Below are 22,549 nucleotides of genomic sequence, written 5' to 3' on the forward strand. Positions count from 1 at the left end.
AGGTGGTATGGTTTATGAGTCAATTCCATGTTCTTATCGTAGATGATGAAATTCATTCCATTCGAGGTGTACAGGCTGGGGTAAATTGGGAAAAGCATGATATCACCTCAGTTTATACGGCGAATAACTTTAGACAAGCGCAAGAGGTATTCTTAAATCACAAAGTTGATTTGTTATTATGTGATATTGAAATGCCTAAAGGTTCCGGCCTGGACTTGTTAAAGTGGGTACGTGAACACTACACCGAAACGGAAGCAATTTTTTTAACCTGCCATTCAGATTTTATCTATGCGAAAAAGGCCTTGCAATTGAAAAGTTTTAACTATTTACTCAAACCAGTGGACTATCAAGAACTTGAGGCTGTAATTCATGATGCATTAGAGAAGATCAAAAAAGACCGAGAAACAAGAATGGTAGAGAAATCGTATCATCGATTAAAGGAATCCCACCATTCTGTTATGCAAGAACGGTTCTGGTTAGACCTGATCCAACAAGCTTTCCCAACAACAAAAGAAATAATTAATAAACAAATGATGAGGTATCATTTATCTTATACAGATTCAGATACTTTCCTGCCTATTTTATTCCATGTTCAAGAATGGAAAGAGAAACTATCGGTCCATGAAGAAAAAGTGAGCCAATATGCTTTAAATAAAGCTCTTACTGAAATTATCGAAGAATATAAAATGGATGGATATGTCCTTAATTTAGAAGTTGGTTATGTCTTAATGATTATTGCTTTGGAAACACCTATTAATTTAAAAGAGTTTCATGATAATTGTAACCAGTTTATTTTGGAATTTGCTCAGTTTTTTCTTTGTGATCTTTGCGGCTACATAGGAAATCCAGTACCTATTGAGGATTTAGTCAGAATGGTCCAAAACTTGCAGGAATTTGATCGAAATAATGTAACCGAGAGTAATAAAACAATGATTTGTACCCGAAATAAAGAACGTTTAGGTTCTTCCCCATTACTGCCTACCACTGATTGGACAAATTTAATGAAAAGTGGTCCCAAAGATAAGTTTTTAAATGCTATTCATCTGTATTTTACCAATTGGAAAAAGTCAGATGAAAATCTAACTGCACAATCATTACATTTGTTTTATCAAGATTTTTTGCAATTAATTTTTTATGTTCTTCAGGTAAAAGGAATTCAAGCCAATCAAGTTTACTCACAAAACCTGCTGACTGAAAAGCCGCAACGAGTTTTGAAATCTTTAAACTCGCTCCGTGATTGGGTCATATATATAGCAGATGTAGCCATGGATCAACTGCATTTGCCTCAAGAAAAAGGGTCGGTCGTCGATATAGCCATAAAGTATATTCATGAGAATCTTGGTGAACAGCGGTTATCCCGTGAAGATATTGCCAATTTCGTTTATTTAAATCCAGACTATCTAACAAGACTTTTTAAAAAACAAACGGGATTTTCTATATCAGACTACCTTCAGCAGCAACGGATTGAATACGCTAAAAAACTATTAATAGAAACAAATTCACCTGTAAGTGAAGTGGCATTATCATCTGGGTATTCAAATTTTTCCTATTTTTCCACAATTTTTAAGAAAATGACAAAGTTAAATCCAATGGAGTACCGAAAGAAGTCGATATTTTCGGAAAAGTCGTAATAACCAAAATAAAAAGTCGTATTTCTAGTAAGTGTTTTTTCTCCCATCCTCTATACTAAGAATTAGATTGGTGGTAACGCTTTCAAATAAACGTATCATTGATTCGACAAGATTATAAGGGGGAGAGAAAAAGGATGAAGCACTTTAAGGCAATAACACGGTTTTTACTGTTCGTCATGTCAGCTGTATTAGTTTTAGCCGGCTGCAGTTCAAAGGAAAGCAGTACAAGTAATAATGATGGTACGAACTCAAAGGGTCAGCCTTATCAGATTAACATGGCGTATATTACCTTTACAAAGATAGATGATCTTCCATTTGTCCAGGATGAAATTAATAAAATAGTTAAAAAGAAAATCAATGCTACCGTTAAACTAGTACCAATTAACGGAGCAAACTATCAGCAGCAATCGAATCTAATGCTGACAGGGAATGAAAAATTAGATTTGTTGGTTACCTCATCCTTTTTTGGCTATAGCACACAGGCGGCAAAAGGACAGCTTCTTGCATTAGATGATTTGGTTCAATCAAAGGGCAAAGATATCTTAAATACAGTGCCTAAACGGATTTTAGAAGGTAATAAAGTAAATGGTAAAATATATGGTATTCCAAGTATCCGTGACTGGGGTTCTTATTATGGATTTGTCATGAGGAAGGATATTGTCGATAAATATAAAATTGATCTTTCGCAGGTTAAAACATTTGCAGATTTGGAAAATGTATTTAAAGTGGTCAAAGAAAAGGAACCAACTTTAACTCCAATTGTCAACACTGGAATAACAACGACGGCCACTGTGCTTGCAGGTGGGAAATTCGATGTTTTAGGGGACAGCCTTGGAGTGGTATCCTTTAAAGACAAGAAAGTTGTCAATATGTTTGAAGAACCTGAATATGTGGATGCAGTTAATTTGACTAGAAAGTGGTTCAAGGCCGGCTATATCTTGAAGGATGCAGCGACATCACAAGACGCAGCTGCCAATATTGTGAAGGCTAATAAAGGGTTTGGATATTTTTCCCATATGAAACCTGGTTTTGATGTTCAAGAAAAAGGAATCACAGGATATGACATGGTATCTGTGAAATTATCTGATGTGTATTCATACACGGATGCAGCAACAGGCTTTAACTTATCCATTGCCAGAAACAGCCAAAATCCAGAAAAAGCAATGGAATTTATTAATTTACTTTACTCGGATAAAGATATTATGAATTTACTTGATAACGGTATCGAAGGGAAGCATTATCAAGTTAAATCTGACGGAACGATTAAATTACCTGATAATGTCAAAGAATCTAAATATGTTTTTGGACAATGGCAAATTGGGAATAACTTTCTGACCTATCCATGGGAAGGAAATCCAGCAAATTACTGGGAAGTCATGAAGAAACATAATGATTCAGCTATTTTCTCTCCTGCCTTTGGTTTTACATTTGACCCAGATCCAGTGAAAACAGAAATGGCCGCTTCAACAAACGTAATTAATCAGTATAAAGTAGGCATTGAATCTGGTACCTTGGATCCAGAAAAGAGCCTGCCGGAGTTTAATAAAAAGCTAAAAGCTGCAGGACTAAATAAAATTATGGCCGAAAAAGAAAAACAGTTTGAAGCTTGGAAGAAAAAGCAATAAGGAACAGCAAAAGAGAGCTAGTGTGAAACTAGTTCTCTTTTTCATAGAATCATGGGGACGGTTCTTCCGCTTCCAACCCAAAATATTGAATGTATATTCTGAAAAGTCGGATAAACAAAAATAAGAAGTCGTATTTTGGATAGTTTCAATATTACTAGTTTTATAAAATAAAGATATAAGTTGGAAAAGAAAATTGTAAGCGGAAACAAAACATGATGACAAGGGGGAAAAGGGATGTCAGAAGTGACAGTAAAAAAGGTTGAAGCAGGGATTCAAGCAGTTCCTGCAAATAAAGTAAACACCAAGCTGATTAAATTTAAAAGGTCGCTGCCATTATTGATTATGATGCTTCCTGGGTTAGTCTACTTATTGATTAATAACTATTTGCCCATGTTCGGTCTGATTATTGCTTTTAAGGATATTAACTATGCGAAAGGAATCCTCGGCAGTGATTGGATTGGCTTTAAAAACTTTGAGTACCTGTTTAGTACAAGAGATGCGTTTGTCATTACTCGTAATACCATTCTTTATAATGGCGGCTTTATTATCCTAAATACGGTAATTGCTATTGCAGTAGCAATTATGCTGAATGAAATTAAAAATAAACTAGCAAAAGGCTTTTATCAGAGTGTCATTCTATTACCGTTCTTAATCTCCATGGTAATCGTCAGCTATTTAGGATTTGCCTTCCTTAGCGAAGATGTGGGTTATTTGAATAAAACCATTTTACCAATGCTGGGGTTGGATGGGATCTCATGGTATAACGAAGCCAAATACTGGCCTTACATTTTAACCTTTATCAATTTGTGGAAAGGTGTAGGCTTCTTGTGTGTTATTTATTTAGCCGCTATTATCGGCATCGACCAAGAATACTATGAAGCAGCCACACTAGATGGAGCGAATAAATGGCATCAAATTATTCACATTACGATTCCTTCGATTATGCCCGTTATAATTATGATGACTTTATTGGGAATCGGCCGAATTTTCTACTCCGATTTCGGATTATTCTATCAAGTTCCAATGAACTCAGGTGCACTCTACGATACTACCAATGTTATTGATACGTACGTATACCGAGGTTTAATGCAGCTTGGTGATATCGGCATGTCAGCCGCAGCTGGTTTGTATCAGTCCATTGTCGGATTTGTACTTGTATTATTATCAAATTATCTTGTTCGAAGAAAAAGTAAAGACAACGCATTATTTTAAAATTGGAGGCGGAAAAGGATGTATAGATCAGATCGAATTACCCAATGGGTATCACATATCGTTTTAATTATACTGGCGGCAGGCAGCATCATACCTTTAATCATTCTTTTATCTTCCTCCCTGAGTGATGAGGCATCCATTCTGAAAGAAGGGTATTCCTTTTTCCCAAAAGAAGTAAGTTTTGCGGCCTATGATTATTTACTCTCTAATTCTTCCAGTATTTTACGGGCCTACGGAATTACGGTATTTGTAACCATATTTGGAACTTTTGTAAGTTTGGTAATGACATCGTTTTTGGCCTATGGACTTTCACGACGCGATTTACCTTTTAAAAATGTTTTTGCTTTCATCGTTTTCTTTACCCTATTGTTTAACGGCGGACTTGTTCCTACGTATCTTGTATATACGCAGGTGTTCGATATCAAAAATACCATCTGGGCCTTAATTGTACCAGGGTTACTCATGAACGGATTTAACGTTTTGTTAATGAGAACATTCTTTATGACTTCGATACCGGAGCCGATAATCGAATCCGCACGCATGGATGGTGCTGGTGAATTTAGAACATTCTTTTCGATCATTCTTCCGCTATCTCTGCCAATCTTAGCAACAATCGGTCTGCTTCAAACAATTATTTATTGGAATGATTGGTTCAATGGACTTATCTATATTACTGAACCATCACTATTTAGCATTCAAAACATCTTAAACAGGATGTTGTCAGACATTCAATTCTTAGCAAGCAGCAATTTAGGATCGAACACAAGTACAGCAGCAGCTCAAATTCCTACTACAGCTGTACGAATGGCTATTGCGGTAATTGGTATCCTGCCAATCCTTATTGCCTATCCATTTTTCCAAAAGTACTTGGTAAAAGGGATTGCTTTAGGGTCAGTTAAAGGATAATTCGATTGTTTTAGTAAAATGGAGGGCTGGGTTGACGATCGATCGCCCTCCTGTATTAATGTGGCTGCCTAGATAAGGAAACAAAAACAAGAGAAACAAGCAAGGAGGAAATGTTAAATGATTGGTTTTATGCGGGGATTTTATAGTATTTCGGAGTGGATCCTAAGGTTTGCCTATGTGAATGTTCTTTGGATTGCATTTACCTTGCTTGGTTTTGTTGTTTTTGGTTTTTTTCCTTCCACACTGGCTATGTTCACGGTGGTGCGTAAATGGGTATTGAAGCAAACAGATATTCCAGTATTTCAAACGTTTTGGTTCACCTATAAAAAGGAATTTGTTAAAGGCAACCTATTAGGATTCTTCCTCGGTTTATCTTGTTTTCTCATGTACTCCAATTTAAGAATAGTCGAAGCAACCACGGTACCTTTATTTAAATTACTTTATGTCCCCAATGTAATTGTTATTATCTTGTTTTTCTTTACCCTATTATATATTTTCCCGGTATTGGTTCATTTTGATGTTCGTTTGAAAGAGGGGATTAAGAACTCATTTATTTTAATGACCATAAATCCAATTCCAACCTTTTGCATGGCTACTTTGACTGGGTTCCTCTGTTTCATCTTTATGAAATTACCCGGAGTGATACCGTTTTTTAGCGGTAGTTTAATCGCATATTTACTGATGTGGCTAAGTAATTTTGTTTTTGTAAAAATGAATAAAGCCTCCGACCTCTCGGTAAAAAGAACCAAAACAGAAGCAATTTAATTCCATGAAAGACGTTAAAAGAGAACGGAAAGGATCATTCTCTTTTAAATGAATGGTATAGATCTAGTCTAATAGAACCTAATAATCCATAGCGAAGGGGAGGAACAGATGATATGAGTTATTCACCAAAAATGAAAATGGGTAAGATCCTAGCCAATAAAAAGGCCAAAGCAGTCTTACTAAAATATGTGCCGCAATTATTGGAACCTACTGAATTCCCACTTATGTTTGTTAAATTAAGTACTTTGGAACAGCTGATTTCACGGCTGCCTGAGTCTTTACGTACAAAGGTGATTGTGGAAAAACTGTATTCAGAGCTAGCTGCTGTAGAAGAGTTGGAAGAAGAAACTGGTTATATTGCACCGGTGTCTAATTACAAATCTGAGTCAGAAAATTTGGGATCGGCCAAGGTTAGTATCCCAAGTACAGTAGAAAAATGGTCTGTCTTTGAGGTCGAACTTGAGGGTCCAGATCATGGCAATCCTTTTACAGACGTCACATTGGAAGCGGAATTTATCATTAATGGAGAGAAACGCCATCAAGCTCTTGGATTCTATGACGGGGATGGTATCTATCGAATCAGATTTATGCCTGATGCTGAGGGAATCTGGACATTTCAAACAACGAGCAACGCCCGATCTTTGGCAGGTATAGAAGGTAGGTTTACATGTGTTGGTCCTTCTAAAGATAACCATGGTCCTGTCCGCGTCAAAAATACATATCATTTTTCGTATGAGGATGGCACCCCCTATATACCTGTTGGGACAACATGCTATGCATGGATACATCAGGAGGAAGAATTAATCCAACAAACCTTGGAAACTTTACAAGCATCGCCATTTAATAAGATGCGAATGTGTGTGTTTCCTAAATCCTATCAATTCAATTCTAATGAGCCTTTATACTATCCATTTGAAGGTTCTCTTGAGGAAGGTTTTGACTTTACACGCTTTAATCCAAAGTTTTTTCAGCACTTAGAACAAAGGATTATAGATCTTGGGAATCTAGGAATTGAAGCCGACCTTATCCTGTACCATGCCTATGACAGGTGGGGATTTGCGGAAATGAAAAAGGCGGAAGATGACCGCTATTTGAAGTATCTCGCCGCTCGTCTCTCGGCCTATCGAAATCTTTGGTGGTCATTAGCGAATGAATATGACTTAATGTGGGCGAAAGAAATCGATGATTGGGAACGCTTTGCTCAGATTATTACGGAAAATGACCCCCACCAACACCTCATTTCCATTCATAACTGTTTTGGATTCTATGATTATTCACGGCCTTGGGTCACACACTGTAGTGTTCAACGAGTCGATGTATATAGAACAGCTGAGAATACGGATGAATGGAGAAAACAGTGGAATAAACCAATCGTGATCGACGAATGTGCCTATGAGGGAGATATTGACCAAGGATGGGGAAATATCACCGGGGAAGAAATGATCCGCCGGTTTTGGGAAGGAGCAGTTAGAGGCGGTTATGTGGGACATGGGGAAACGTACCTTCATCCAGAAGATATTTTATGGTGGTCAAAAGGTGGACAGTTATATGGAGATAGTCCAAAAAGAATTGGTTTCTTGAGGAGGATCATGGAAGAGGGGCCGGAAGAAGGATGGAATCCTTTAGAAACCGCTTGGGATGCACCTTCCGCAGGAATTCCTGACCAATATTATTTATATTACTATGGCTTCAATCGACCTAGTTTCAGAGAGTACCGGATGAAACCTGGAACTCAATATAAAGTGGAAGTAATCGATACTTGGGAAATGACGATTAATGAACTTGAAGGTGTTTATGAAGGGGAATTTAGAATAGAACTTCCTGGCAAACAGTATATGGCTGTCAGGATGACTCAAATATAAAGTAACGATAGATTAATAAAAGGAGAGGTAAAAATGAATCTTTCTTACATGACTGTAACCGAGGTTACTGACTATGGCCCTTATATAACAAAAATCATTCTTCCGCTTTCCCAATCTATTAAATCAGAGGCACTATCAGAAGATACCTTCAACGTTTATGTCGAGAGACGGAACAAAAAAACGGGGGAAGTGCTCCAACTCAGAAAAGATTGGAATTCGGTAGAACTTTTTCCGTCAAAAGGCTATTGTCGTGTGTTAAAAGCGTATACCTCAGACAGTGAAGGAAATAAAACTGAAATAGGCAGTCACGCCACGCTGGAACTGGAATGTGAGGCAATCCACCGTTTGAATTCAGAAATTGCGTATGTACAGGAACATAATGTTTATGTTTTCTGCGATTTTCGCATTACGCAGGTAAAAGAAATACAAGCCGATAGTGCTTCTATTTCAGGGCTAGTCTATGATCATTTCAGCGGCGGGCGCATGGAGCAAGTCAAAGGGTGGGTAAACAGCGAGTCATCCTATGCTGAAATGCCACTAAGGTTCGGTTATTATTCACCAAATATGAATAGCGGTAAACGTCCTTTGATTATTTGGCTGCATGGTGCAGGTGAAGGTGGAATTGACACGGCGATTGCGTATACCGGCAATAATGTTGTAAATCTATCTAGTGAAAAAGTACAGAGTTTATTCGGGGGCGCTTATGTCCTTGCTCCACAAGTGCCCACTATGTGGATGGACGATGGCTGCGGATTGTACACAGAAAGTGGCCAATCTAAGTATGTAACAGCATTAAAAGCGCTCATTGATGAGTTTGTCAATAATCATTCAAATATAGATACAAATCGAATCTACATTGGTGGCTGTTCCAATGGCGGCTTCATGACGATGCGCATGATTATTGACTATCCTGGTTTCTTTGCAGCAGCCTATCCTGTATGTGAAGCCCTCTATGACAAGGTCATTACGGATCAAAATATTCAAGATATCAAGAATACTCCTATCTGGTTCACACATTCAAAAAACGATGAAATCGTAAAACCTGAGATTACAGTGATACCAACGTATGAGCGTCTACTTAAAGCTGGTGCTCCTAATGTTCATTTTTCATATTTTGATAATGTCGTAGATACCTCAGGAATTTTCAAGGACAGTGAAGGCAACCCGTTTGAATTTTTCGGCCATGGTACTTGGATCTACATGCTCAAAGATGAATGCGTGCTGGACTATGGTGGATCTCCGGTAAAAGTGAACGGAAAAGAAGTAACTCTACTCCAGTGGCTGGCATTGCAGTCAAACCAAATAACAGACCAAAATCGTAAATATGCAGAGTCCAACCAAGGAGGGGTAAGATGATCATTAGTCACTTAAGAACAAACCAGGTGGTAAATCCGCTGGGATTTGAATTTGATCGATTAAGTCTTTCCTGGGTGACCGAATCAGGAGAAAGTCGATCTATATATCAGTCGGCGGCTAGAGTGGAAATTGCTGCTGATTCTGGCTTTGAGACCATTCTTTTTGATAGTGGGAAAAGTCAGGAGATTGATAGTTTAGCCTATCACCCTGACATTAAACTAAAACCCCGAACTCGGTATTATTGGCGAGTCACAGTCTGGGGCGACGCCGGGGATGAGGTTACCAGTGAATCAGCCTGGTTTGAAACGGCCAAAATGGATGAACCGTGGGAAGGTAAGTGGATTACCCCTGAATTGGATAAAGAGATTCATCCATTAATTCGAAAAAATTTCTCGGTGCTGGGTGACATTGAATCAGCGAGGGCTTACATCTGTGGAGTAGGTTTATATGATGTAGAAATCAATGGAAAAAGAGTTGGCAATGAATATTTTGCTCCAGGTTACAATGCCTATGATTTCTGGATTCAATATCAAACCTATGATGTGACGGACTTATTAGTGAGTGGAGAAAACGCGATTGGCTTTATGCTTGGAAATGGCTGGTATAAAGGCCGGTTTGGGTTTGAAGGCGGTTACCATGAATTATATGGCAGTGAGTTTGCTTGTATAGGTGAAATCGTTTTAACACTCAAGGATGGTTCTACGACTGTAATTGCCACGGATGAAGACTGGAAGTGCGCACCGGCACCAATCACATTTAGCGGCATTTATGATGGTGAGATTTACGACGCAAATCTAGAAAGTAAAAACTGGACGCTGCCCGAATTTAATGACAGCACATGGGCTAGCGTTAGGAAGACGGAAATTAACGCAGATACTTTTACAGCCAGGAGAAATTTGCCTGTTAAAATTATGGAAGAAAGACCACCAATGGAGCTTCTGCATACAACTGCCGGAGAGGTAGTTCTTGATTTTGGTCAAGTAATGACCGGCTGGGTCCGATTTAAAACTAAGACACCAAAAGGAACAAGATTACAGCTACAATATGGGGAAATTCTTCAAGATGGGAACTTCTATCGCGGAAATTTGCGAGAGGCAAAAGCAGAATATGTTTATATTTCTGACGGAAGTGAAAGAGAAGTACAGCCTCATTTCACATTTTATGGATTTCGGTTTGTAAAGCTTACGGGTTTTGAAGGAGAAATTGACTTAGATGATTTTTGTGGCTGTGTGATCTACAGCGAGATTGAACAAACAGGTGAAATTGAAACTTCAAATTCGTTGGTGAATCGCCTTTTCCTTAATGCTGTATGGGGACAAAAAGGGAATTTTCTCGATGTCCCAACAGACTGCCCGCAGCGTGATGAACGAATGGGGTGGACGGGGGATGCACAAGTGTTTGCCCCTACGGCCTGTTTCAACATGTATACACCGGCATTTTACCAAAAATATATGTTTGATTTACATGAAGAACAGAAAAGGTTGGGCGGATCGGTTCCGTTTACAGTACCCGTTGTAAAACCTAAAGATGGAAACGGTTTTATTTCTGGCAGTGGTTCAGCCGCCTGGGGTGATGCGGCTACGGTCATTCCGTGGACATTATACACGTATTATGGAGACAAAGAGCTTCTTCGTCAGCAGTTTGATTCAATGAAGGACTGGGTCGATTATATCAAAAAAGTGGATGATGAATCTGGCGCCAAGAGACTTTGGCAGGTTGGCTTCCATTTCGGTGATTGGCTTGCATTAGATGGAAAAGACCCCGAGAGCCCTATGGGTGGGACGGATTCTTATTATATTGCATCAGCCTATTATTGTTATTCCGCACAGCTAGTAGCAAAAGCAGCCAAGGTTTTAGGTAAAACAAAGGTTGCTGAACAATATAATCAGCTGGCAGATGAAATTAAAGAAGCAATCAAGAAAGAATATTTCACACCAAATGGCAGAAGTGCTATTTACACCCAAACAGCGATGATTGTTGCTCTATATATGGACCTGGTTCCCGAAAGTTTCAGGCCAAGGTTAGTAGCCGATTTAAAAGCGAAGCTTCGTGAAGATAAAATGCATCTGAATACAGGCTTTGTCGGTACACCCTATTTCTGTAATGTACTATCTGAGAATGGAGCTAATAACTTAGCATATTCCTTATTGTTAAACGATGACTTTCCAAGTTGGCTGTATGCGGTGAAACTTGGAGCGACAACAGTCTGGGAGCGCTGGAACTCTGTCCTTCCAGATGGAAGTATCAGCGGAACAGGTATGAACTCATTGAATCACTATGCCTATGGGTCCATTGCGGAATGGATGTACCGTCATATGTGCGGCATCAATCCATTGGAAGATGCCCCTGGATTTAGAAAGTTTAAGCTATGTCCAAAACCATATGGCAAATTAACTTATGCAAAGGCAAAATTCTCTTCTCCGTCTGGAAATATTGAAAGCGGCTGGGAATTAAACGAGGATGGGTCCTTAACTTTTACTTTGATCGTACCATTCAATACAACAGCTGAAGTAGTACTGCCTGATGCTGCTTTAGAAAACATTAAGGTAAATGATGAATGGTTAGTTACTAAAGGTTTAAAAGCTAAGCAAGAAAATAAGGATGTTACCTGTGAAATTACTGCAGGGACATACTTGTTTCAGTATCTACCGACAAAATCTTATATCTTAACCTATAGCACAAACAGTAGCTTAAAAGAGCTTCTAAACAATGAAGAAACAAAAGAACTAGTTACAAATAATCTGCCCGGCATCGTAAATAATCCCATTGTTAAGAATGATCAATTCATAGAAAGGTCTTTGGAAGAATTAATACATTTCCCGATGTTCACATCGATAGCTTCTTCAGAAAAATTAGAAGAGTTAAATCAAAAGCTAGTTCTGGTTCGTCAATAGAAGGGGAGGAATTCTTGGATGAAAAGAGATATTAAATTATTAATTGAACAAATGACACTTGAAGAAAAGGCCAGTCTTTGCTCCGGGCTAAACTTCTGGCAGCTTAAAGGAATTGAGAGATTAGGCATTCCATCCATTATGGTGACAGATGGCCCGCATGGCCTGCGTAAACAACAGCAAAGTGCCGATCACCTGGGGATTTATGATAGTGTTCCAGCAACCTGTTTCCCTTCCGCTGTTGGACTTGCAAGTACATGGAATCGTTCGCTTATTAATAAGGTTGGTGCTGCCTTAGGTGAAGAGTGTCAGGCTGAGGATGTCGCTGTTCTACTTGGACCAGGTGCGAATATCAAACGTTCACCACTTTGTGGCAGGAATTTTGAATATTTTTCCGAGGATCCCTATCTTTCTTCGGAATTAGCGGCAAACCACATCAATGGTGTTCAAAGCCAAGGTGTTGGTACTTCTCTTAAACATTTTGCTGCCAACAATCAGGAACATCGCCGTATGTCCGTGGATGCAATCGTAGATGAACGGACGCTAAGAGAAATCTATCTTGCTAGCTTTGAAAATGCGGTAAAGAAAGCTGAACCATGGACTGTAATGTGTTCCTACAACAAAGTTAACGGGGAGTACGCTTCAGAAAATAAAACCCTATTAACAGATATTTTAAAGGATGAATGGGGTTTTGATGGGTTTGTCGTTTCAGACTGGGGTGCAGTCAATGAGCGAGCAAAAGGATTAGAAGCTGGCTTAGATTTAGAAATGCCTACTAGTAATGGGTTAGGAGATAGAAAAATAGTCCAAGCAGTAAATAGCGGTAACCTTTCTGAGCAAACACTAGATAAAACAGTAGAACGATTATTAAAAATTATTTTTAAGGCCGTGGATAACAAAAAAGAAAACGCTGTTTATGATAAAGAGGAACACCACCAGCTCGCTAGAGAAGTAGCGAGGGAAAGTATGGTTTTACTGAAGAATGAAGATCGTATTCTTCCGTTAAAAAAGGACGGAACAATTGCCGTTATTGGTGAGTTTGCTATTAACCCAAGGTATCAGGGTGGCGGAAGTTCCCATATCAAGCCGACCAAGCTCGATAATATCTGTGAGGAAATAGAAAAAACTGCAGGAAATGCCTACGTTGTTTATGCAAAAGGATATCATTTAAAAAATGATCATACAGATGATCAATTAATTGCAGAGGCAAAAGAAAAAGCAATCCAAGCGGATGTTGCGGTTTTATTTGTTGGTCTACCAGATCGTTATGAATCGGAGGGTTATGACCGAGAGCACTTAAGAATTCCTGACAATCATCGCATTCTTATTGAAGCGATAGCAGAGGTACAGCCTAATATAGTGGTCGTTTTAAGCAATGGTGCTCCAATAGAAATGCCTTGGCTTGGTAAAGTTAAGGGTCTCCTTGAAGGATATTTGGGTGGTCAGGCGCTAGGGGGTGCGATCGCTGATTTATTATTTGGTGATGAGAATCCAAGTGGGAAATTGGCTGAAACATTTCCAAAAGAGCTGCGTCATAATTCTTCCTATCTTAACTTCCCAGGGGAAGGGGACAAGGTAGAATATAAGGAAGGGCTTTTTGTAGGGTACCGCTATTACGATGCTAAAGCGATAGAACCGTTATTTCCATTCGGTTATGGCCTGAGTTATACAAACTTTGAATATACAAAACTACTCATTAACAAAGAATCCATTTTAGATAATGAAACAGTTGACGTGATAGTAACAGTTAAAAATACAGGAGAGCGAGCTGGAAAGGAAATTGTTCAGCTATACGTTCGTGATATCGAGAGTACTGTGATTCGACCAGAGAAAGAATTAAAGGGATTCGCTAAGGTCGAGTTACAGCCAGGCGAAGAGATAGAGGTGAGCTTCACCTTAGATAAAAGAGCGTTTGCTTATTACAATGTAGATCTCAAGGACTGGCATGTGGAGAGTGGTTTGTTTGAGGTACTTGTAGGGAAGTCTTCAGCTGACATTATTTTAAAAGGGACACTGCAAGTAAACTCTACTGTTACCATAAACAAGTTAGTCCATCGAAACACTACAATTGGGGATCTTATCGCAAATCCAATTCTAGCTCCATTTGTCCAGGAAACTCTTGCCAAGGCAAATGAAGGCAGTCCATTTGCTAATATGGGGGAAGACTCAGATGGTTTTGAAATGTTCGAGGCGATGATGAAATTTATGCCGTTACGTGCCATGGCTGCATTCAATCCAGATAATTTTACAGAAGAAATGCTTAATAGTCTTATAAAACAACTAAATGAAAGATTAGCAAATGTAACGAATGCCCAAAAAATAATCAACTAAACATTTCATACTGTAGAGATTATAACTAACCTAACTAAAAAAATTTATTTTAGTTAATTTTAACCTGGGTTATTTCCGCAAAAAAACCTTAGCTTGGTATATATACCGAACTAAGGTTTTTTTATTTTTTAGGCTTGTATTTCACTCTCAGTTAATGTGGAAACTACACATGATTTCCTTTCAATCAGTTCTGTATCCACAAATAATTTAATTTTATCAGTGTCATTATTTTCAATCTGTTTAATAAGTTTTTCAACTGCAAGTAAGGCAATCCTATCCTTTTTTACATGGATTGTCGTTAATTCAGGCGTTATCACTTGTGATTCAAAGATGTTATCAAAACCAATCACAGAAACGTCATCCGGAACTCTAACGCCTAATTCAGTGAGCGATTTAATAACGCTAATGGCCATATAATCAGCTTCGCAAAATAAGGCTGAAGGCAATTGGTTTAACCGGTTTTTAATTTTATCTTTAAACACATCCTGGGATGAAATCACTGTCGGAGATACTGAAAAGTAATTGGTTTCGGCAATCGTTAACCCATTTTCACTTAGTGCTTGTATAAAACCCTTTTTTCTCATATCAAAATTATACATTCTCGTATTTGATCCTACATAACCAATTTGCTGGTGTCCTAACTCCATTAAGTATTGTCCTGCCTGGTACGCACCATATACGTTATTCATGACGACAAAGCTTACGTCCAACGTCTCAAAACAGGTATCCAGCACAACCATATTTGGCTGTACACATGCAACGATATTAATTTGCTCCGGTGTTAAGTTTGTACCTAACAATAATATACCTGCAGACTTTTGTTCTTGCTCGAGTCGGGTTATTTCATCTTGGAGGTTCTCTATACTGATGGAAGAAACCATAAGAGAATAACCACTAGTACCGATTTGTCTATCAAGATTGTGTATTAAATCCGTGAAAAACGGGAGTGATTCATATTGCTCTGTCACAATACCTGCATTTGTGACTGCTACAAATCTCAACAATTTTGGGTTCGGCTGAACAAATTGATCCGCTTTAATAATGGGGCGTGGAATATATCCATGTTCCTGAGCAATTCTCAATACCTTCTCGCGTGTTTTTTGGCTGACACCATTTTTCCCATTCAACGCCAGAGAAACAGCGGATTTCGAAACATTAGCTAATTTAGCAATATCATCTATTTTCATTAAAATATAAACACCTGCCTACATGATAAAAGTTCTTTTCCGAATTAAACTTTTTGTATATTTTATTATAGCATAAAATCAAATGGTTTAGTTTAAGTTTAGTTAATGTTTAGTTTGTGAAATATTAATAAAAATTTTTTATTATCATAAATAGAATATTTTATAGTGATTTACATATAAAAACACTAAATTTTATATAAAAATAAAACAGGTAACTAAAAAAGTTTATAAAATTTATTGACTGTTAATTTAATAGTTGCTATTATTGGCTCAAGAGTTAGGGGGTAAACTAAATTTATTTAGTTTATTTAAAAAACATTATTGTATACGCTTTTTTTATTTTGATGGTTATATTATGAAATTGTTTGGGAGGCATAGGAAAATGGGGAAAATTAGACTTGGCTTTGCTCCAACAAGAAGATTCGTATTTAGTAAAGAGGATGCATTAAAGTATAAACAATTAATTAGAGAAAAGATGGAGAGCTTTGGTTTGGACATGGAAATTGTCGATTTGGAAGGAATCAATGAAGAAGGGTTGCTGCATGAGCGATTAGAAGAACCAGCGATAATAAAGCGCTTTAGGGATGCTGAAGTGGATGCATTATTTTTCCCGCACTGCAACTTTGGTACTGAAGATATCGTAGCTCGTGTAGCCAAAGCGATCGGCAAACCTGTTTTGCTTTGGGGTCCAAGAGACGAAGCTCCATTGGAAGACGGGATGCGTCTCCGTGATACACAATGTGGAATTTTTGCAACTGGTAAAGTATTAAGAAGATTTAATGTGAAATTTACATATATCACCAACAGTGCTGTTGATAGTCCTGTTTTTGAACGTGGATTTAAGAATTTCATTGCTGCAGCGAATGTTGTAAAGCAGTTTAATAATCTACGAATCTTGCAAATTTCCACAAGACCATCTGATTTTTGGTCAGTCATCTGCAATGAAGGGGAATTGTTAGAAACATTTGGAATTCAGATTCACCCAATTACACTTGATGAGTTGAAAAAAGCAACGTTGAAAATTGAGAAGACTGATAGTCCAGAATTAGACGAAGCAATCGGCTATATTAAAGAAAAGCTTGACTGGAGTGCAGTTACAGAACAGGATGTCAGACGGATTGCTTCCTTAAAAGTGGCAATGAAACAACTGGCTGCCGATACAGGAAGTACAGCAATTGCTATTCAATGTTGGTCAACCTTGCAGGATATTATTGGTATCATGCCATGTCTAGCCAATGCGATTCTAACAGACGAACAGATTCCGGTAACTTGTGAAACAGACATCCATGGAGCGATCACTTCCATTATGGTTCAAGCCGCTACCATGAATACTAAGCCAACTTTCTTTGCTGATATTACGATTCGTCATCCTGAAAACCCTAATGGCGAATTGTTATTCCACTGTGGGAATTTCCCAGTATCGTTAAGTGTCGAAGAAAAGCCAAAGTTAAATAAACACTTCTTATTTGACGATCATTCTCCAGGTACACATGAAGGAGAAATTGAGGGTGGAGAAATGACGATTGCCCGTTTTGACGGTGACCATGGTGAATATTCGATTTTCCTAGGAAAAGCCAAAGGGATTGAAGGGCCGTTTACTAGAGGATCGTATGTATGGATAGAAGTAAATGACTGGCCATTATGGGAAGAAACACTGGTAAAAGGTCCGTATATTCACCATTCAGTAGGTGTTCATGCCAATGTAATCCCAGCCCTGTTTGAGGCATGCGAATATATCCCAGGGTTGAATCCTGATCCGGTAGATCCAACTGTAGATGAAATCAAATCATGGCTTCGTGGCAGCGACCTTAATAAATAAAGCGAGGGGGCAAAAAGAATGAACAATATTGAATTTCTAAAACGGAAAGCAACTGAAATTCGAATGGATTTGCTAACCATGATTTATGAAGCGGGTACGGGGCATACAGGCGGCTCTCTATCCAGTACGGATATCTTAACGGTTCTTTACTATCATATTATGAATGTTGATCCAAAGAATCCGAAGTGGGAAGATCGTGATCGATATATTCAGAGTAAGGGCCATTCAGTTGAAGCTTATTGGGCCATTTTAGCAGACAAGGGATTCTTTCCAAAAGAGGAATTAAAGACATTCTCTCAATTTAATACTAGATTAATAGGTCATCCGAATAATAAAGTTCCTGGTGTGGAAATGAATACTGGTGCCTTAGGACATGGTCTGCCAGTTTCAGTTGGAATGGCCTTGGCTGCCAAAATGGATGGAAAATCGTATCGCGTTTTTACCTTAATGGGAGATGGAGAACAAGCAGAAGGATCCGTTTGGGAAGGGGCTATGGCTGCTTCACATTACAAGCTGGATAATTTAGTAGCTATTATTGATCGCAATAGATTACAAATCACAGGAAGTACGGATGATGTTATGTCCCTTGAGCCATTCGGCGAAAAGTGGAGAGCGTTTGGGTGGGAAGTAGTTGAAGTAGATGGAAATGATATCGAACAGTTGGCAGAAGTTTTGGAGGGATCTCCAAAAACTGCAGGAAAACCAACTCTTATTGTTGCCAATACAGTGAAAGGAAAAGGTATTTCATTTGCTGAAAATGTAGCAAAATGGCACCATCACGTCCCAAGTAAAGAAGAATATCAATTAGCAATGGAAGAACTTTCTAAGCAATTGGAGGTGCTACAATGAGTATTGTTGCTCTAAAAAGTGCAAAAGGAAATAAAATTGCCAATCGTCAAGCGATTAGTGAAACTTTACTAGATTTAGCTAAGGAAAATAAAGATATTTTAGTTTTAACAAGTGACTCTAGAGGATCAGCCTCTCTTGTGGATTTTGGTAAAGAATTACCTAATCAAATCGTAGAAGTAGGGATTGCAGAACAAAATCTCGTTGGGATTGCTTCAGGCTTGGCTGCGTCCGGTAAAAAACCATTTGTCGCTTCACCAGCGTGTTTTTTAAGCATGAGAAGTATTGAACAAATTAAGGTAGATGTAGCTTACTCGAATACAAATGTTAAATTAATTGGCATAAGCGGAGGCGTTAGTTATGGTGCGCTAGGTATGTCACACCATTCATTACAGGATCTTGCTGTAACCCGTGCCATTCCTGGTTTGGATGTCATGATACCAGCTGATCGTCATGAGGCTAAAAAAATGATTGAAGCATTAGTTGAGTATGATCGACCGGTCTATCTGCGAATTGGCCGCAATCCTGTCGAAGATTCATATGTTTCTGATGACTATGATTTTCAAATCGGTAAAGCCGTTACGATGAAAGAAGGTACAGATATTACGATTATTGCAACAGGGGAGACAGTCAGAATCGCTTTGGATTCCGCGGAAGCAATTCAAACAGAAGGCATTGAATGCAGAGTGATTAATATGCATACCATCAAACCATTAGATGAGGAAGCTATTCTGAAAGCTGCTGAGGAAACAGGAAGAATTATCACCATTGAAGAGCACAGTATTTATGGCGGTTTAGGTTCATCTGTAGCTGAAGTTGTTTCACAACAACATCCGGTGCCAGTTAAAATTATTGGTCTTCCAGACGAACCTGCTATTGCCGGAAAAACAGCTGAAGTATTTGAATATTATGGATTAAATGTAGACAATGTCAAGAAGGTTGCCATACAGATGGTAAATAAAGGATGAGGTGTTTCTAATGTCTCACGAGCAATATATCCTGGCAATTGATCAAAGCACGTCGGGAACAAAAGTTTTGCTTGTTAATTCAAAAGGGCGAATCACTCATAAATGTTCTGCCAGTCATAAGCAATACTATCCTCAAACTGGTTGGGTAGAGCATGACCCGGTTGAAATCTATGAAAATGTTAAAACCCTTTTAACAGAGGTGGTTCAAACCACCTCTGTTCAAGAAGATGAGTTGGCTGTATTGGCTATAACGAATCAAAGAGAAACGATAGTGGTATGGGATAAAGAAACAGGATTTCCGGTTTATAATGCTATCGTTTGGCAATGCCGAAGAACATCAGACATGTGTGAAGAGCTGAAAGAACAAGGATATGAATCGATAATCCAATCCAAAACTGGGTTAAAGGCGGATCCCTATTTCTCTGCATCCAAGGTGAAATGGATCTTAGATCATGTGGATGGTGTCAAAGATAGAGCAAGAGAAGGAAAGCTCTTATTAGGTACGATTGATAGCTGGCTCATCTGGAAATTAACCGGCGGGAAGGTTCATGCAACAGATTATTCCAATGCAAGCAGGACGCTTCTATTTAATATCCATACTCTTCAGTGGGATGAAGAATTGCTGAACTTATTTGATATTCCAAAGGAGATGCTTCCTGAAGTAAAAGATTCCAATGAACTATTTGGATTAACGGAGGACTCATCTCTTCCGTTTATACAACTTCCAATCTCGGGTGTCATTGGAGATTCGCAAGGTGCATTATTTGGACAGAAATGTTTTGAGCTTGGAATGGCAAAGGCCACATATGGAACTGGTACTTCTGTTTTAGTGCAAACAGGAGAAATGGTGGACGGCACCAATGGTTTAGTCACTTCGATTGCTTGGGGAATGAACGGAAAAGTCAGCTATGCGCTAGAAGGGATTATAAATAGTACTGGCGATACGATAAAATGGCTAAAGGAACAGCTTGAATTAATTGATGAAATTGGCGAGGCAGAACAGTTAGCGTGTTCGATTTCAGATAATCAAGGTGTCTATTTTGTACCCGCATTTGTAGGTTTGGGAGCTCCATATTGGAAACCTTACACCCGTGCGGCAATCATGGGAATAAGCCGAAATACGGGGAAACCCCACATTGTACGTGCCGCCTTAGAGAGCATCGCTTATCAGGTTAAGGATGTTATGGAACTAATGGAATCTGAGTCCAATATATCTATTAAGAGTGTAAAAGTGGATGGTGGAGCAACAAGCAACCGGTTCTTAATGCAATATCAAGCTGATATGTTGGATATTGATGTGATCGCTTCAGAAGTAGCCGAATTATCTTCGATGGGCTCCGTTTATTTAGCTGGTTTAGGAGTAGGAATTTGGAAATCGACAGATGAGATCAACCAACTAAACCAGGAACATGAATTGTATCAGTCATTAATGACCAGTGATGAAAGAAATAAATATTATCAAGGGTGGAAGCAGTCGGTCAATGGTGTTCTAGTATGTTAGTATCGTTTAACAAATAAACCCATAGCAATTTTAACAAAACTAACTATTTATTTATTTTTAAAGGAGAAAAAAATGGATAGGTTAAAAATCTCAGAAAATAGAAGGTTTTTTACGCATCAGGACGGGAAACCATTTATCTGGTTGGCTGATACGGATTGGACCATCGCACATAGATTAAAATGGGACGATGCAGAATATTTGATGCAGAAGCGAAAATCACAAGGATTTACTGTATTACAGATTGTAGCACTCGACCCGGAGCAGGATAAGGAAATGAGAAATCCTGCTGGAGATAAGGCTTTATTAAATAATGATTTGAACACTCCTAATGAAAAATATTTTCAGTATTTAGACTGGATCATAGATAAAGCGGAAGAATATGGATTTTACGTTTTATTACTGCCTGTATGGGGAGAACTTGTAGTAGGCCATAACTGGATGGGTGAGTTTTCAGAAAAGATTGTTACAAAAGAAAATGCTTTTGAATACGGAAAATGGATTGGTAACCGCTATAAGGATAGAAAAAATATCATTTGGTGTCTAGGAGGGGACAGGCAGCCCATTCATTTAGGGATCGATTACAAGGATGTTTGGCGGAATATGGCGGAAGGGCTTGCAAAAGGGGTTCTAGATAAGGAACTTTCATATAACGTAAAAGATCCTGATTGGCAAAAGCTTTTAATGACTTATCACGCATGCCATGAAGCGGAGACCGGCGAGTGTTCAACTATGTCTTATTGGACTGATGATGAGGCTTGGATTTCATTTATTATGATTCAGTCTGGTCATGGATTAACACCTAGAAACTATGAATTGGTGAAAAAGGATTACAATAGGAAAAGCCCTATGCCTGTTTTTGATGGAGAACCCGCATATGAACATATGCCAACATCATGGCCAATTGGAACTGATTTCCACGGTGGATGGATGGTGCGGAAACGTGCCTATTGGAGTTTGTTTGCAGGGTCCTTTGGTCATACATATGGACATCCATCAGTGTGTTGGATGATTTCGGAAAAGGAAAGAGACAGTTTCAGAAGATATTCTTGGTTTGAAGCTTTAGACCAGCCGGGCGCATGGCAGATGAAAATTTTGCGTGATTTTTTAGAATCTAGAGATTTAAGTCAATGTATTCCTAGTCAGGAATTACTAATGGAACAGAATGATAAGATGGAAGACATTTTAGATGAACACATACAGGCATGTATAGAAAAAGATGGGGAATTTGCTTGTCTATACTTCCCTTCGTGTGGAGAGGAAACGGTAGAATTAAGCAGACTGAAAAATGACCAGTTACAAATGTGGTGGTTTAATCCTAGAGATGGACAATGCTATACACAAGAGAATGTTATGACAGAGAAAGCAATTAGTTTAGAGATTGAAAAGCGAGAGGCTTTAAAAATAATAACTCCTACTCGTGGAAATGAGCAGGATTGGATATGTTTGATAGAGAGCACAAATAATTACTCAACTATTCCTGGCAAAGCAAAAATTTATGGGGAATTACCTGTACCGCCTGAAATCAAGAAAACTTTTATGTGGTGATTAAAACGAATATGGGACACTTAAATCATTGTTCAAAAAATACCATAGTCTTTAGGGCTGTGGTATTTTTTATATATAAGAGACTACTAAGTAACGATGGTTAA

At 38.5% G+C, this 22,549-nt stretch carries 15 protein-coding genes; 14 read left to right on the plus strand and 1 reads right to left on the minus strand.

Annotated features, from left to right (window positions below):
• The first annotated feature begins 14 nt into the window (after positions 1-14).
• From L1999_RS07225 to L1999_RS07265, 9 genes are all read left to right on the plus strand, one after another.
• Positions 15-1,631, plus strand: a complete 1,617-nt coding sequence (locus L1999_RS07225) for a response regulator transcription factor (RefSeq protein ID WP_235742931.1) — start codon at positions 15-17, stop codon at positions 1,629-1,631.
• 134 nt (positions 1,632-1,765) lie between these two features.
• A complete protein-coding gene (locus L1999_RS07230; RefSeq protein WP_235742932.1) occupies positions 1,766-3,256 on the plus strand; it encodes an ABC transporter substrate-binding protein in 1,491 nt (496 codons plus the stop codon).
• 342 nt (positions 3,257-3,598) lie between these two features.
• Positions 3,599-4,468 carry an ABC transporter permease gene (locus L1999_RS07235; RefSeq protein WP_235744284.1) on the plus strand — a complete coding sequence of 290 codons (870 nt, stop codon included), beginning with the start codon at positions 3,599-3,601 and terminating at the stop codon, positions 4,466-4,468.
• Between the two features lie 18 nt (positions 4,469-4,486).
• Positions 4,487-5,374 carry a carbohydrate ABC transporter permease gene (locus L1999_RS07240; protein ID WP_235742933.1) on the plus strand — a complete coding sequence of 296 codons (888 nt, stop codon included), beginning with the start codon at positions 4,487-4,489 and terminating at the stop codon, positions 5,372-5,374.
• Positions 5,375-5,491: 117 nt separating this feature from the next.
• The gene (locus L1999_RS07245) at positions 5,492-6,139 is read left to right on the plus strand and encodes a YesL family protein (RefSeq protein WP_235742934.1); all 648 of its coding nucleotides are present in this window, start codon (positions 5,492-5,494) and stop codon (positions 6,137-6,139) included.
• A 113-nt stretch (positions 6,140-6,252) separates the two neighbouring features.
• Positions 6,253-8,001, plus strand: coding sequence for a DUF5605 domain-containing protein (locus L1999_RS07250; protein WP_235742935.1), 1,749 nt, complete (start codon positions 6,253-6,255; stop codon positions 7,999-8,001).
• A 33-nt stretch (positions 8,002-8,034) separates the two neighbouring features.
• Positions 8,035-9,357 carry a prolyl oligopeptidase family serine peptidase gene (locus tag L1999_RS07255; RefSeq protein ID WP_235742936.1) on the plus strand — a complete coding sequence of 441 codons (1,323 nt, stop codon included), beginning with the start codon at positions 8,035-8,037 and terminating at the stop codon, positions 9,355-9,357.
• The gene (locus L1999_RS07260; protein ID WP_235742937.1) at positions 9,354-12,251 is read left to right on the plus strand and encodes an alpha-L-rhamnosidase; all 2,898 of its coding nucleotides are present in this window, start codon (positions 9,354-9,356) and stop codon (positions 12,249-12,251) included. The genes L1999_RS07255 and L1999_RS07260 overlap by 4 nt, the downstream gene beginning before the upstream one ends.
• 18 nt (positions 12,252-12,269) lie before the next feature.
• The gene (locus tag L1999_RS07265) at positions 12,270-14,579 is read left to right on the plus strand and encodes a glycoside hydrolase family 3 C-terminal domain-containing protein (RefSeq protein WP_235742938.1); all 2,310 of its coding nucleotides are present in this window, start codon (positions 12,270-12,272) and stop codon (positions 14,577-14,579) included.
• A gap of 128 nt (positions 14,580-14,707) precedes the next feature.
• Here L1999_RS07265 and L1999_RS07270 read toward each other — a convergent pair whose 3' ends face one another.
• Positions 14,708-15,766, minus strand: a complete 1,059-nt coding sequence (locus L1999_RS07270) for a LacI family DNA-binding transcriptional regulator (protein ID WP_235742939.1) — start codon at positions 15,764-15,766, stop codon at positions 14,708-14,710.
• 382 nt (positions 15,767-16,148) lie between these two features.
• Here L1999_RS07270 and L1999_RS07275 point away from each other — a divergent pair, with 382 nt between their 5' ends.
• The 5 genes from L1999_RS07275 to L1999_RS07295 all read left to right on the plus strand — a co-directional run bounded on the left by L1999_RS07275 (position 16,149) and on the right by L1999_RS07295 (position 22,445).
• Positions 16,149-17,585, plus strand: coding sequence for an L-fucose/L-arabinose isomerase family protein (locus L1999_RS07275; protein WP_235742940.1), 1,437 nt, complete (start codon positions 16,149-16,151; stop codon positions 17,583-17,585).
• Positions 17,586-17,603: 18 nt separating this feature from the next.
• Positions 17,604-18,434 (plus strand): transketolase, encoded by an 831-nt coding sequence (locus tag L1999_RS07280; RefSeq protein ID WP_235742941.1) that lies wholly within the window; start codon positions 17,604-17,606, stop codon positions 18,432-18,434.
• Positions 18,431-19,399: a transketolase family protein gene (locus L1999_RS07285; RefSeq protein WP_235742942.1), complete on the plus strand. Its 969-nt coding sequence runs from the start codon at positions 18,431-18,433 to the stop codon at positions 19,397-19,399. The genes L1999_RS07280 and L1999_RS07285 overlap by 4 nt, the downstream gene beginning before the upstream one ends.
• 10 nt (positions 19,400-19,409) lie before the next feature.
• Positions 19,410-20,900 (plus strand): glycerol kinase GlpK, encoded by a 1,491-nt coding sequence (gene glpK / locus L1999_RS07290; protein WP_235742943.1) that lies wholly within the window; start codon positions 19,410-19,412, stop codon positions 20,898-20,900.
• A 72-nt stretch (positions 20,901-20,972) separates the two neighbouring features.
• The gene (locus tag L1999_RS07295; RefSeq protein WP_235742944.1) at positions 20,973-22,445 is read left to right on the plus strand and encodes a glycoside hydrolase family 140 protein; all 1,473 of its coding nucleotides are present in this window, start codon (positions 20,973-20,975) and stop codon (positions 22,443-22,445) included.
• Positions 22,446-22,549 lie beyond the last annotated feature (104 nt).

The sequence above is a fragment of the Neobacillus drentensis genome (genome assembly GCF_021560175.1).
Lineage (GTDB): Bacteria > Bacillota > Bacilli > Bacillales > Cytobacillaceae > Neobacillus > Neobacillus drentensis_A.

Excerpts from the sequence above, each read along its gene's own strand:
- L1999_RS07250 (WP_235742935.1), top strand. The coding sequence starts at position 6,253 with ATGAGTTATTCACCAAAAATGAAAATGGGTAAGATCCTAGCCAATAAA.
- L1999_RS07280 (WP_235742941.1), top strand. The coding sequence starts at position 17,604 with ATGAACAATATTGAATTTCTAAAACGGAAAGCAACTGAAATTCGAATG.
- L1999_RS07235 (WP_235744284.1), top strand. The coding sequence starts at position 3,599 with ATGATGCTTCCTGGGTTAGTCTACTTATTGATTAATAACTATTTGCCC.
- L1999_RS07230 (WP_235742932.1), top strand. The coding sequence starts at position 1,766 with ATGAAGCACTTTAAGGCAATAACACGGTTTTTACTGTTCGTCATGTCA.
- L1999_RS07270 (WP_235742939.1), bottom strand. The coding sequence starts at position 15,766 with ATGAAAATAGATGATATTGCTAAATTAGCTAATGTTTCGAAATCCGCT.
- L1999_RS07240 (WP_235742933.1), top strand. The coding sequence starts at position 4,487 with ATGTATAGATCAGATCGAATTACCCAATGGGTATCACATATCGTTTTA.
- L1999_RS07265 (WP_235742938.1), top strand. The coding sequence starts at position 12,270 with ATGAAAAGAGATATTAAATTATTAATTGAACAAATGACACTTGAAGAA.
- L1999_RS07225 (WP_235742931.1), top strand. The coding sequence starts at position 15 with ATGAGTCAATTCCATGTTCTTATCGTAGATGATGAAATTCATTCCATT.
- L1999_RS07285 (WP_235742942.1), top strand. The coding sequence starts at position 18,431 with ATGAGTATTGTTGCTCTAAAAAGTGCAAAAGGAAATAAAATTGCCAAT.
- L1999_RS07245 (WP_235742934.1), top strand. The coding sequence starts at position 5,492 with ATGATTGGTTTTATGCGGGGATTTTATAGTATTTCGGAGTGGATCCTA.
- L1999_RS07275 (WP_235742940.1), top strand. The coding sequence starts at position 16,149 with ATGGGGAAAATTAGACTTGGCTTTGCTCCAACAAGAAGATTCGTATTT.
- L1999_RS07255 (WP_235742936.1), top strand. The coding sequence starts at position 8,035 with ATGAATCTTTCTTACATGACTGTAACCGAGGTTACTGACTATGGCCCT.
- glpK (WP_235742943.1), top strand. The coding sequence starts at position 19,410 with ATGTCTCACGAGCAATATATCCTGGCAATTGATCAAAGCACGTCGGGA.
- L1999_RS07295 (WP_235742944.1), top strand. The coding sequence starts at position 20,973 with ATGGATAGGTTAAAAATCTCAGAAAATAGAAGGTTTTTTACGCATCAG.
- L1999_RS07260 (WP_235742937.1), top strand. The coding sequence starts at position 9,354 with ATGATCATTAGTCACTTAAGAACAAACCAGGTGGTAAATCCGCTGGGA.